12 protein-coding genes are annotated in these 12,819 nt (G+C 47.1%); 7 read left to right on the top strand and 5 right to left on the bottom strand.

Annotation, left to right across the window (positions count from 1 at the left end):
- Window positions 1-40 precede the first annotated feature (40 nt).
- The gene (locus tag EXU85_RS23575; RefSeq protein ID WP_142774436.1) at window positions 41-1,237 is read right to left on the bottom strand and encodes a class I SAM-dependent rRNA methyltransferase; all 1,197 of its coding nucleotides are present in this window, start codon (window positions 1,235-1,237) and stop codon (window positions 41-43) included.
- A 211-nt stretch (window positions 1,238-1,448) separates the two neighbouring features.
- Here EXU85_RS23575 and EXU85_RS23580 point away from each other — a divergent pair, with 211 nt between their 5' ends.
- Window positions 1,449-2,318 (top strand): sugar phosphate isomerase/epimerase, encoded by an 870-nt coding sequence (locus tag EXU85_RS23580; protein ID WP_142774437.1) that lies wholly within the window; start codon window positions 1,449-1,451, stop codon window positions 2,316-2,318.
- A gap of 100 nt (window positions 2,319-2,418) precedes the next feature.
- Here the strand turns inward: EXU85_RS23580 and EXU85_RS23585 are convergent, their stop codons facing one another.
- Window positions 2,419-3,477 (bottom strand): zinc dependent phospholipase C family protein, encoded by a 1,059-nt coding sequence (locus EXU85_RS23585; protein WP_371731936.1) that lies wholly within the window; start codon window positions 3,475-3,477, stop codon window positions 2,419-2,421.
- A 103-nt stretch (window positions 3,478-3,580) separates the two neighbouring features.
- Here EXU85_RS23585 and EXU85_RS23590 point away from each other — a divergent pair, with 103 nt between their 5' ends.
- From EXU85_RS23590 to radC, 3 genes are all read left to right on the top strand, one after another.
- Complete coding sequence (locus EXU85_RS23590; RefSeq protein ID WP_142774439.1) at window positions 3,581-3,979, top strand: Dabb family protein; 399 nt, start codon at window positions 3,581-3,583, stop codon at window positions 3,977-3,979.
- A gap of 103 nt (window positions 3,980-4,082) precedes the next feature.
- Window positions 4,083-4,349, top strand: coding sequence for a 30S ribosomal protein S20 (gene rpsT, locus EXU85_RS23595; RefSeq protein ID WP_142774440.1), 267 nt, complete (start codon window positions 4,083-4,085; stop codon window positions 4,347-4,349).
- 174 nt (window positions 4,350-4,523) lie between these two features.
- Complete coding sequence (gene radC, locus EXU85_RS23600; RefSeq protein ID WP_142774441.1) at window positions 4,524-5,219, top strand: DNA repair protein RadC; 696 nt, start codon at window positions 4,524-4,526, stop codon at window positions 5,217-5,219.
- Window positions 5,220-5,235: 16 nt separating this feature from the next.
- Here radC and EXU85_RS23605 read toward each other — a convergent pair whose 3' ends face one another.
- The 3 genes from EXU85_RS23605 to EXU85_RS23615 all read right to left on the bottom strand — a co-directional run bounded on the left by EXU85_RS23605 (window position 5,236) and on the right by EXU85_RS23615 (window position 7,982).
- Window positions 5,236-5,832, bottom strand: coding sequence for a pseudouridine synthase (locus EXU85_RS23605; RefSeq protein ID WP_142774442.1), 597 nt, complete (start codon window positions 5,830-5,832; stop codon window positions 5,236-5,238).
- Window positions 5,833-5,900: 68 nt separating this feature from the next.
- Window positions 5,901-6,665 carry an exodeoxyribonuclease III gene (locus EXU85_RS23610; RefSeq protein WP_142774443.1) on the bottom strand — a complete coding sequence of 255 codons (765 nt, stop codon included), beginning with the start codon at window positions 6,663-6,665 and terminating at the stop codon, window positions 5,901-5,903.
- Between the two features lie 96 nt (window positions 6,666-6,761).
- Entirely contained in the window at window positions 6,762-7,982 is a 1,221-nt protein-coding gene (locus tag EXU85_RS23615) for a nucleoside permease (RefSeq protein WP_142774444.1), read from the bottom strand.
- A gap of 201 nt (window positions 7,983-8,183) precedes the next feature.
- Here EXU85_RS23615 and EXU85_RS23620 point away from each other — a divergent pair, with 201 nt between their 5' ends.
- The 3 genes from EXU85_RS23620 to EXU85_RS23630 all read left to right on the top strand — a co-directional run bounded on the left by EXU85_RS23620 (window position 8,184) and on the right by EXU85_RS23630 (window position 12,806).
- Complete coding sequence (locus tag EXU85_RS23620; protein WP_142774445.1) at window positions 8,184-8,903, top strand: DUF4292 domain-containing protein; 720 nt, start codon at window positions 8,184-8,186, stop codon at window positions 8,901-8,903.
- A 131-nt stretch (window positions 8,904-9,034) separates the two neighbouring features.
- Window positions 9,035-11,224 carry a M28 family peptidase gene (locus EXU85_RS23625; RefSeq protein ID WP_142774446.1) on the top strand — a complete coding sequence of 730 codons (2,190 nt, stop codon included), beginning with the start codon at window positions 9,035-9,037 and terminating at the stop codon, window positions 11,222-11,224.
- A 154-nt stretch (window positions 11,225-11,378) separates the two neighbouring features.
- On the top strand, window positions 11,379-12,806 hold the full coding sequence (locus EXU85_RS23630) for a vanadium-dependent haloperoxidase (RefSeq protein WP_142774447.1): 1,428 nt from the start codon (window positions 11,379-11,381) through the stop codon (window positions 12,804-12,806).
- Window positions 12,807-12,819 lie beyond the last annotated feature (13 nt).

A 12,819-nucleotide genomic window follows, 5' to 3' on the forward strand; every position in this document is an offset into this window, starting at 1 on the left:
CCCATCCTCCCTCTCATCCCCTTCCTGGTTTCCTCCCTTTTTACTCCACCCAAAGCACCAATCCTTTCAGATAGCCGCCTTCGGGGTGAAACAAACTTACGGGGTGATCGGCAGGTTGGCTCAGGTGATGCAACACACGTACCTGACGACCGGCTTCAATGGCCGCAGCTACAATCGTATTATAAAACAACTCCCGATCTACTACCTGCGAACACGAAAACGTAAACAAAAGTCCCCCCTTGGCTACCCGACGGAACCCTTCTGCATTCAGGCGTTTATATCCCTGCACTGCCCGGTGTCGTGCCGACAGGCTTTTGGCAAAGGCAGGTGGGTCCAGCACAACCACATCGTATTTGTGGTCGTGAGCCTTTAAATAATGCATCACATCTTCGGCATACGCTTCATGCCGGGTATCATTCTCTCCAAAATTGGCCGTTACGTTCTGATTGGTCAGCTCAATCGCTTTCTGCGAAACATCGACCGAGTGCACCAACTTAGCGCCAGCCTTAAGCGCATACACCGAAAACCCACCTGAATAGCAAAATGCATTCAGGACATTCTTACCCTCAGCATATTGTGCCAGCAATGCCCGATTATCACGCTGATCGAGGAAAAAACCCGTTTTCTGCCCCGTAATCCAGTCAACCAGAAATGTATTGCCATTTTCCTGAACCGGGTGTGGCACGGGCGTTCGACCAAACAGGTACCCATTTGTAACGGTTGCGCCGTATTCTTCAGGCAGTGTGCCAGCACTTTTATCGTATACAGCCGTCAATTCATCACCAAAAACGGTTCTGAGCGCTTCGGCAATGATATCTCGTTCGCGGTGCATACCAATGGAGTGGGCCTGTACAACAGCCACACCATTGTACATATCTATAATCAATCCTGTACAACCATCGCCTTCGCCGTGTACCAGTCGATAGCAGTTTGTATCGCCTGTAACAATTACTTCCCGGATGCTGCGGATATGGGCCAGTTTCTTTGTCCAATAAGGCAGATCGGGCGTAACGGGGCCATCTGCCGTTGCGCCAAACGAGAAAATACGTACGGCAATGCTCCCATCGTGATAATGTCCTGTGGCTAGATACCGATTTTTATTATCAAAGACTTCGACAACATCGCCGTCGTTCAGGTTACCTTCATAGCGGCTAATGGCCCGCGAAAACACCCAGGGGTGGAAACGTCGAACCGCTTCGTCGCGTCCTGCCTGTAGATATAATTTGGAAAATGTCATTCGTATTGAGGAAAGACCGCAAAGATAGGGAGAAAAGGGAGGAGGGGGAGGAAAGGGAGGAAGCAGGAAAGGAAAAATCACAAACTGAGCACTATATTATTGTTCTTCCTTCTTCCCTTTTCTCCCCTTCCTCCTTTTCTCCTCTTTATTAACTTTTTTCCGCATATCCGAGCCATATTTGCGTTTTAAAGCCGCAAACTTTTTTCTACCTATGCAACGACGTAGTTTTCTTAAACAATCCGGGCTGCTTACAGCCGGAGCCTTCGCCCTAAGCCAGTCCGATTTACTAGCCAACGCTTTTGCAAAGCCCATCAACCCATTTGGTGCACAGCTATATAGCGTTCGCGATGCGATGCCCAAAGACCCGAAAGGCGTTATGACACAATTGGCTCAAATGGGCTATAAACAATTTGAGAGTTACGGTGGGCCACAGGGATTTTTGTGGGGCATGGAGCCGAAAGAAATCAAATCGTTTCTCGACGGACTAGGTGTAAAGATGGTGAGTACGCACTTCAATTATCGGGGCGAGGTTGATAAGCCAGACCAGCTCAAGAAAAGTATTGAAATGGCGCATGATGCCGGATTAACCTATCTGCTCTGCCCTTTCTACGGTCCACAGAAAACCTGGGATGAGTGGAAGAAAGTGGCCGACCAATTCAATACGGTTGGTGAAGAAGTTAAAAAAGCAGGACTGAAATTTGGTTATCACAACCACGATTACTCATTCCGGCCCCTCGACGGAAAGCTTCCACAGGAATTCCTGCTCGACAACACCGATCCTAAGAACGTTATGTTTGAGCTGGATCTGTGCTGGATTGATGTGGCAGGTGTGAATACCGAAGAACACCTCAAAAAGTACGGCAAACGCTACGAACTCTGCCATGTAAAAGACTATACCGTTAAGGATGGCAAACCCGTTCAGAACGACCTCGGCAAAGGCAATGTGGACTTCAAAAAGACCCTGCGTATAGCCAAAGACAGTGGCATCAAATACTTTTTGGTGGAGCAGGAACAATATCCTGAGTCGTCATTGATCAGCATGAAAAACGACGCTGAGTATATGAAGACGTTGTCGATCTAAACCAGGATTTTTATGATTTTATTGACTGACTATGATTTTTATAAAAGATTTCTTTGAAAGAAAAATCATAGTCAGTCAATAAAATCATAAAAATCCTGGTTCAATTTTCCTCCCTCGCCGAAAACAGCCTCTTCAACCAGCCCTTCTTTTCTTCGGCTTCCTCTTTTTGTTCGACTTCTGTAAGCTGATACTTTGCCAGTATCCGCAAATCGGGCTGGCCTGCGTCTACCCAGCAGGTGTACCAAAAATCGCCAACCATTTTGATCGACGTCCGCATCTGGCGCTCGACTTGTCCTTTCAATTGTTCGTGGTAGCGTTGTGAGAAATCTGCCGAATAAACTTTGGTGGTAATGCCATTTCGCTCTTCGAACCCGAATTTGCGCGCTTCACCCACCTCTACGGTCAGTTTCTGCTCAAAACGTAGTACTGAATCCAAGGCCGCATTCGCATTGAATACCGCCCGCCAGGCTGCTTTCTGGGGCGAATAAATATACTCGGCCTGCCCCGTCAGAAAATCATAATCTGTACTAAACAACTCCGGTAGCCGCGACTCCCAGAATCCGTGAATGCCTTGCTGGTTGGTTAACTGACCATTGTAGTTACGCGTGGTATGCAGTGGCACGTTGGCATCAGCAATATAATGCCCCAGATCGGCGGCTACACGTAGAATTCGCCGAACATCCTTCTGTTTGAAGGCTTCGGTCAGTTGATACTTTGTCAATTGAATTTGCCAGGGAACCAGCCCGTGTAATGCCAGCGTGTCGGTTCCATACTGATCTGTTGCTTCTTTATAATAGCGTGGAAGTGTAGCAGTTGATGTATCTGGGTATGCATCGAGGTCGATGAAATGACGGGGAGCTTCACCAACTACGGCATATCGGCGTTTGTCGGGATTTACGGCATTATCAGCTAAAAAATTAATGTGCTTTTTAAAAAATGGCATCATTTCGAGTGGCAGCGTAAAGACAGCCAGCCGGTTAATTTGCTGATGCGCATAAAACCCCCACAGTGGATGCTGCCAATTGGGTCGGTGTTTGACCGAATGACCCAAAACTGACCAGTTTCCGATTGGATTTTCGGCCCTAACGGCGTTGCCGCTTACTAAACTTCCAAAAAAAATAGTAGCCGAAACAGACAACCAAATAAAACAATTGTACATTTGACAAAACATGGTACTTTAAGTGGAAAATAATTAACTATTCAATTAAACGACCATGCAATTCAGAATAATATTTCGAAAAACAAATAAAACTCGAACAAACATGAATGCCAAGTCAAGAGGATATACCCTCATTATTGTGTTACTCTGCGCTTTTGCTTTAACAATCTACGGTGCCTATTCACCTGCCAGAAAAGCGCAGAAACAGCAAGTTGTGTGTGTTAAATTCAAAAAAGGGGTCGAAAGTGCAGCAGTTGAGCAGCATATGAACGGTTTTGCGTCCCTAAAGCATGAAATTCCACAGGTCGTTAATTACACGTCGGGCAAGACAATTTTGCCAAATCAGGCTGTTTCTGATTATGACGTAGTCCATTACCTGACGTTTCAGAGTGAAGCCGATATAAAAACTTTTGAGAACAGCGCAGCTTACAAACAATTCGTTGCGCAGAACCAGGGTATCTGGGAAAAAACCCTGATTGTCAATGCTGACATTCGCCCATAAGCGTGGGTATTAGAAAGAATTTCGGGTGGAACTATTGCTTGTTCCATCCGAAATTCTTATTTTTGCGCCCTCATATCGCGACAACGATCTCATTTATATACCAATGGCAAACCATAAGTCATCAAAAAAAGCAATCCGGTCGAGTGCCAAAAAGCGGCTGTTGAACCGTTACCAGCATGTTACGACTCGGAACATGGTGAAAAAACTACGTCTTACTACCGATCACGCAATGGCAGTTGAACTGTTCAAGTCGGTTTCGTCGGCGTTGGACAAACTCGCTAAGCGTAACATCATTCACAAGAATAAAGCATCCAATAACAAGTCGAAACTGGCTCGTTTGGTCAATGGCCTGAAAGTTGCCACTGCTTAAGTACTAGTTATTTGTTATTGGCTTATAAGTTATTGATGGTTATGCCGCGACGAATAACTTACTGATCAATAGCCGACTTTCGCTGATACTTCATCACAGAACCTTACCTTTTTGTAGGTAAGGTTTTTTTGTGCATTTTGTCATCGAAAATCATCCCGTAACTTACTTAATCCTATGTCGTATCAGACCTCTGGCACCATTCAGAGTTGGGCCGAAGAAGACCGCCCACGCGAGAAACTCATGCTAAAGGGCAAAGCGGCCCTGTCGGAAGCGGAACTGATTGCCATTCTGATTAACTCCGGTACGGTTGATCTGACCGCGGTTGATGTAGCCAAGATCATTCTCAAAAGTGTCAACAACAACCTCAACGACTTAGCGAAACTAAGTATCAAAGACCTCTCAAAATTCCGGGGTATTGGCGAAGCAAAAGCGATTAGCGTTATAGCGGCCCTTGAACTGGGTCGCCGACGGAAAGAGCAGGATCGTCCGCAACGCGCCAAAGTAACATGCTCGCGCGATGCCTACAACGAAATGATTCCGCACCTGATCGACAAGCCGCACGAAGAGTTCTGGATTTTACTGATGAATCGCGCCAACGAAATTTTGCGACCGGTTCAAATCAGTACGGGAGGGGTTTCGGGAACGGTAGCCGACCCCAAACTGATTTTCAAACAGGCCATCGAACATCTGGCCTCTTCGATGATCTTGTTCCATAATCATCCGTCAGGCAACCTCTTACCGTCGCAGGCCGATAAAGACCTTACAAAAAAACTCAGAGATGCCGGGCGGCTGCTGGATATCCCGGTGCTCGATCACCTGATTTTTACGGACAAATCCTACTATAGCTTTGCTGATGAGGGGATTTTGTAAACGTAGCCTGGCCGGGTTACTTTAATCTTAACCCACGCATTACTTCTGCCCGGCTTAGTTCACGAACCTGACCAGGTATCATGCCTTCGGCAGTGAGGTCTTCGATGGCCCAGCGTACCAACCGAAGTGTTGGAAAACCCACGGCGGCTGTCATTTTACGTACCTGCCGGTTTTTACCTTCATGTAATGAAATGGACAACCAGGATGTTGGTATAGTAGCCCGATACCGGATAGGTGGATTCCGCTCCGGCAAGCCGGGCTCAAGCATGATACGGGCATCGGCAGGTAATGTGTGGTAGGATTTTCCATCTACCGAAATGGTAACGCCCTGAGCAAGCTGCTGGCAAGCTGCTTCTGTTAACGCCCCATCGACCTGCACGTAATACGTTCGATTATGTCGAAACTTCGGGTTTAACAGCCTATGATTTAACTGCTTATCATTCGTTAGTAACAGCAATCCCTCGCTATCTGCATCAAGCCGCCCAACAGGATATACATCCGTCGGAAACTCAAAATCCAGGTCAGCGAGTGTTTGCTTATCGCCCTCCCGCGAAAACTGGGAGAGCATGAGGTAGGGCTTGTAGATGAGGAAGTATTCTGAACCGGGATTCATGTGATTTAAATGATTTCCTTGATTTTAAGATAACACACTCAACAAAATCATAGTCAGTCAGGCAAATCTCATAAATCCAGGTTCAGATATACCGGGCAGTGATCCGCATGAACGGCATCGGGAAGCATCTGGCAGTCGATGATTTGGTCGCGAAGGTTATCCGTAACGGAAGCGTAGTCGATACGCCAGCCTTTGTTATTGTTTCGCGCTCCGGCCCGGTAACTCCACCAGCTGTAGGCTACTTCATCAGGATGTTTGTACCGAAATGAATCGGTCATGCCGGAGCCGAACCACTGATCCATCCAGGCCCGTTCTTCGGGTAGGAAACCCGTTGAATTTTTGTTCCGTATGGGGTCGTGAATGTCAATAGCCGTATGAGCAATGTTATAATCGCCAACAACAATTAGTTTTGGACGGGTCTTCTTCAGGTTTTCAATGTAATCGTAGAAATCGTTTAGAAACTCCATCTTCACCCCTTGGCGCAACTCTCCGGATGTACCGGAAGGAAAGTAGCAGTTTAGTAATGTCAGGTCGTCGAAGTCGGTGCGAAGAATACGGCCTTCGCAATCATAAACTGGCAAACCACAGCCCAGCACGACGTTGGTAGGGGCGATTTTGGAGAACGTAGCCACACCCGAATACCCTTTCTTTTCAGCCGCGTGCCAGTGGTATTGATACCCCAGTTGTTCAAACAAAGTCAGATCTACCACATCGGTGGTTGCTTTGACCTCCTGAAAGCAAATAATATCGAAGCTATTTTGGGCAAGCCAGTCGATCAGGCCGTTACGGATAGCCGCTCGGATGCCGTTAATGTTGTAGGAAATGAGTTGCATAGTAGATTAACACAGAGAAAACAGAGGAACTACAGAGACCACAGAGATTTATTTTCAGTGACCTCCGTGATTCCTCTGTTTTCTCTGTGTTAAATTTTAAAGTGATCCCGGTACTAATTCATCGGTCTTTGCTGAAACCCGCTTATTATCAGTAAAGAGCAGTACAAACACCACCAATACCACGGCTGCAATACCTGCTGGAACGAGCCAGAAGCTAGTCCAGTTAACGGTGTCTCCCACTTTAAACATAGCTTTTACTACACCCGAGAGGTAAGAACCAATTCCCATACCGATACCGTAGGTAGCTAGCGAAATTAGTCCCTGAGCCGATGATTTAATCTTTTCGCCCGCTTTATTGTCCGTATAAATCTGGCCCGTTACAAAGAAGAAATCGTAGCAAACGCCGTGCAGAAGAATGGCAAGATATAACATCCACTCGCCTGACCCTCCATCACCATAACCAAAGCAAACAAATCGAACAATCCAGGCAATCAGGCCCACAATTAGCATTTTCTTAACACCCAACCGTGTGTATGCTAGTGGTATTAACAACATGAAAATTACTTCTGATGCCTGACCCAAGGACATTTTATTCTCAACATTCTGCATGCCTCCATCTGTGAGAGAGGAGTTGGCCATTGCGTAATAGAACGAAAGGGGTATGCAGATCAGCACCGACGACAGAAAGAAAATAGCGAACGAGCGATCTTTAAACAATTTAAAGGCGTCGAGCCCCAAAACCTGCGAGAACGATGTAGATGTAGTCGCCTTGGGCGGTGTATTAGGTAGAAAAAATGAGAAAACACCAAGCGCGATTGCCGAGTACATTGACAATTGAAAAATAGTCACTTTATCACCAAAACCATAATAGCCAACTATATTGTTGACGACAATCCATGAAACGGTGCCCAACACACGAATACCTGGAAATTCTTTTTCAGGGCTCGCCATCTGCTGCATTGCAATAGATGACGAGAGCGCCAGCGTCGGAGCAAACGTTAGGCAGTAAACCAAGAGTATCCAGAAGAATTGGTCTGGATCATTAATTTGGATGAGAAAATAGAGAATTACTGCACCTAGCAAATTCAGTATACCCAAAACTTTCTGAGCAGCAAAATAACGGTCGGCAATCATACCCACGAAAAAAGGAGCGACAAGCATTGCAATCGAAAACGTTGAAAAAGCAGCTCCCTGCTGTATAGGAGTAGCATGAAGTTCTGTTTCAAGATATTTTGTCACTTGGCCATACCAGGCCCCCCAAACAAAAAACTGGAGAAACATCATGACCGAGAGTTTAACGCGGGTTGTTGACAGCATTGTAGATTTAGCAGTTAAAGTTTAAGCCGATGAAGGTAGAAAACACTCGTCAGGCTTGCAAGCCGATTGCCCGCGAAAGTTGCCGATTATGCAGTAACCCATGTAAATCCGTCCGCTTATTCAGAATATTGTCTCGCCAGTTAGGCAGCAATAACCTATCCTATTTCTTATCTTTGACTTAGTTTCTTACTAAACTAGTACATGAAAAAACAACTGATTACCCTCGTTGCCCTTGTGGCAATTCCGGCTATCTCCTTTGCCCAAACAGCCGACGAAATCATTGACAAGAACATCGCAGCAATGGGCGGAGCCGATAAAATTGCGGCTGTTAAAACGCTGCAATTTGACCAGAGTATGAGTATTATGGGCATGGATATGACCGGCAAAACAACCGTTGTTGTGGGTCAGTCCCTTCGTAACGATATTTCGGTAATGGGCCAGCAGATCACGCAGGTTGTTGATGGCGACAAGGGTTGGGCCATCAATCCGATGCAGGGCGGGTCGGCTCCACAGGCGCTACCTGAAGATCAGGTAAAAATCCAGAAAGGGAATGCCTATATCGTTGGTGCAGACTTGGTGACTGCAAAAGCTCAAAAGTATCCGGTTGAGCTGGTTGGCAAGGAAAAACTGAACGAAAAAGACGTTTATAACATCAAAGTGACACGGCCAGAAGGCGTTGCCAACTATTATGTAGACGCAACAACTTACCAATTGAACGGCATGAAGGCAATCGTTAGCATGCAGGGCCAGTCGGGTGAGGTTAAATCACAGTACAGCAATTACAAAACGGTTGATGGACTAACCGTTCCTTCTACTATTGAGCTCAATAGCCCAGCCATGCCTGGTGCGATTACAATGACTATATCGAACATGGTATTTAACCCTAAAGTTGATCCATCCATCTTTGCCATGCCGAAATAATTAATTCTTAAGTCTAGTAGTAAAAGAGACGCACAAACCGCGTCTCTTTTTTTATGCCAAATATTCATCGGCGATGCACCTTCTTTACCACAGCAAATACCGATATTTGAGAATTATACAATCTGATTCTCATGAAACTTTCCTCTCTACTTAGCATTTCTGGTCGAACGCTGGCACTCGTCGTTGGTATTGCCACCGTACAAGCCCAGACACTCTCAGGCTTTGTTCCAGCCCGACAGGCCGCCCAGGTCAAACTCGAAACCGAGTTCAAAACCAAACAATCACCAGCAGCATTTAAAAATCACCTCGAAAAACTGAGCAGCGTTCCGCATATCACTGGCTCGAAAGAAAATGAACAGGTGCGCGATTACATTGCCGAAACCATGCGAAAAGCGGGTTGGCAGGTAGACATCTACCCGCACGACGTGCTGCTCCCTAAAGGTCCCGGCGACATTGCCGTTGAACTGGTCGAGCCCGTTCGTCAGCCACTGAATATCAAGGAGTTTTTGTTCAAAGAAGATAAATACAGCGGTGACCCGCGGCTAACGCCCGGTTATAATGTCTGGTCGGGCTCGGGCGATGTAACGGCCGAAGTCGTGTACGCTAATTACGGGCGCAAAGAAGACTTCGAGCAATTAAAGGCGATGGGTATATCCGTAAAAGGCAAAATCGTACTGGCTCGTTACGGTGGTAACTTCCGAGGCTACAAAGCCCAGTGGGCACAGGCGGCTGGAGCGGCTGGGGTTATTATTTTCACCGACCCCGCCGACTCTGGCTACATGGTTGGCTTAACCTTTCCCGCCGGTCCCTATTATAGCGAAAGTGTCATTCAGCGGGGTTCGTTACTAACAACGCCTTATACCGGTGACCCATTAACTCCTGGTGAAGCGGCTCTACCAATGGACGCCAAAAATACGCCCAAACGGCTCGCTATGGACGCTGTTGGATTACATAAAATTCCAGTGACACCCCTCCCGTATGGTTCGGCAACCGAGATTCTAAAACGTATGACGGGTGCCAAGGCGGTTCCGGCGGGCTGGCAGGGTGGCTTACCCTATACCTATCGGTTGGAAGGTGGCCAGGATCTAAAAGTCCGCCTGATGGTGAAACAGGAAAATACGATTCAACGCATTTATCAAGTGGTCGGCACACTGACCGGTGCCGAGTTTCCCGACGAATGGGTCATTGCGGGTTGCCACTACGATGCCTGGTCCTATGGCGCAACTGATCCCAACTCAGGTACAGCTATGCTGTTAAGTATGACTGAATCGATGGGTAAGCTGGCGAAAGCCGGACAACGGCCCCGACGTACGATTAAAGTATGCCATTGGGATGCCGAAGAACCGGGTGTAATTGGATCGGCGGAGTGGAGCGAGCAGTTTCGTGATGAGTTGACTCAGAAAGCTGTTGCCTATATGAACTATGATGCTGCGGTGTCGGGTCGAACGTTTGGTGCCAGTGCGTCGCCGTCGATGAAAAAGCTGATTATTGAAGCCACGCAAACGGTGCAGTATCCAGACTCCAACAAAACCGTTTACCAACACTGGATGGGGCATAAAGTTGGTGGTGGTACGAATCGTGTAACGGGTTCATCGGCCCCAGCAATGGTCGTAGGCGAACCAACGATTGGTAATCTTGGCGGAGGCTCCGATCATATTGCACCCTATATGCACATTGGCATTCCAGCCTTGAGCGCGGGCGTATCAGGGCCAACCCTCTATCACTCCCAGTATGACGACCTATATTTCTACGACAAATTTGCTGACCCTACCTATAAAATGGGGCCAATGATGGAACAGGTTGTAGGCACCATGACCCTCCGGCTCGCCAACGCGGATCTTGTCCCCTACGACATAGCCCGTTATCCAGCCGATCTGGAAGTCCATTTGAAAGCGGCCGAAAAAGCTATTCAGGCGTATGCGCCAACCTATTCAATTTCTCCCCTGCTCAGCGCCGTTGCCGACATGAAAAAGAACGCTGATGCCTGCGAACTGGCCCGGCAGAACTATTTAAAAACGGGCCGGACAGATAAACTGGTGGAGCTAAACAAAGAGCTGCGCTTGCTGGAACGGTCGTTCATTGATCCGAAAGGAAACGCTTTTGGCGCCTGGTACAAATCACTGTATGCCTCATCTGACCCGAACAGTGGCTACGCATCCTGGATGTTACCCGGCTTGCTTTACGAAGCCTCCCTGAAATCGACAGCGAATCTGCCTGACCTGGAAGTTCGCTACAAAAAAGCGATTCAGACATTGAGCGATAAATTGTTGGTACTCTCCCAGGGAATGGGTAGTCCATCTGCTGTGGGCGGAGGAAAATAAACTATAGTCGATTTAATGAGTAGCCCTATATCACAGTCTGGAACTGCGGTATGGGGCTACTTATTTTTTAGCTTTCTATACGCTTTATCATCTACGGCTATCCATTGGCAAACTTTTTGTTAATCAATGCCTGTATTCGATACCGTAGCGCAACATGGTAAAGCAGTTAGTCAAAATCAGTATATGTCAACTCTGGCTAGTCTGGGTTTGTGGATATACAGCACAGGCCCAACTAACAGCAACTCAATCACTCGTTGACCCGATTGCTACTTCCTGGGCCGATATAACTGTTCGGGTTATGACTAAAGCGCCTAAGAATACCCCTACCTACGGTTCCCGAGCCATTGGATACCTGGGCCTAACCATGTACGAAACCGTTGTGTATGCCTCCCCTAGACACCGGTCGGTTATTCGAAAATTGTCGGATACCCTTTCGTTACCCAAACCCGATCTCAGGAAAACTTATTGCTGGGAGCTAGCCTTAAATGCTGGCCAGGCCTATATGCACAGGGCCCTCTATGGATATACGCAAAAAATGCAGCCAATTGATTCGCTGGAGCAGGCTATCCATCAAGTGTATGCATCCCAGCTTAATCCTGAAGTTGTTGAGCGTTCTGAGCAATTTGGTAAAGCTATTGCCGCAAAAATCTACGAATGGTCGAAGAGTGATGGTGGACATGAAGGCTATGAGCGCAACTTCCCTAAAGAGTATAAAAGACCCGTAGGTGCTGGTTTGTGGGTACCTCCTGTGATCGGGCAATCGAATACAAAAATTCCAATGCATCCAACCTGGGGCCAGAATCGGACATTTTCTCATCGGAATAGTCAGTTGCCTTTACCCAAACCCCTGGCCTATTCAACTGATACAACCAGTCAATATTACCGATATTACAAAGAAGTATATGACCGAAAAATCTCGTTAACCGAAGCCGACCGGGCTATTGTTATGTGGTGGGGAGATGACCCAACGGAAACCTGCTCTCCCCCTGGCCACTCGTATAATCTGGCTACCATTGCCATCCGGAATAGTCATGTTGATTTGGTCAAAGCAGCCGAAACCTACGCTCGTGTAGGTATGGCAGTAGCTGATGCATTTACCTGCTGCTGGAAAGTAAAATTTACTTATATGGTAGAACGGCCTTCGTCGTTCATCAAGAAAAGCATCCTCCCGAATACCACTTGGTTTCCATGGCTTCCTTTCTTCCTAGAACCGCCTTTCCCTTCGTTTTATTCAGGCCACGCTGTGCAATCGGCAGCTACGGCTACCGTATTGACCGAACTGTATGGCACTAGTTTTTCATTTACAGATAATACCCACGCCAAACGGCCGAAAACAATCTATCAGGCGCAAAATCCATTACCCGTCAACCCAAATCCGTCTACTTATTCCGATTATTATCCGACTTATACAGACTACACGTTAACGTATGAAGCCCGGCATTATGCTTCGTTTTGGGATGCGGCTCAGGAATGCGCTAACTCACGCCTGATGGGTGGTATTCATACCCGCTATGATAATGAAGTGGGCTTGGCTGAAGGCACGAAGATTGGAAAGAATATAAACTCGCTTCGATGGCATTGAACAAACCATCGAA

Origin of the sequence: Spirosoma sp. KCTC 42546, assembly GCF_006965485.1 — a bacterium.
Classification (GTDB): Bacteria; Bacteroidota; Bacteroidia; order Cytophagales; family Spirosomataceae; genus Spirosoma.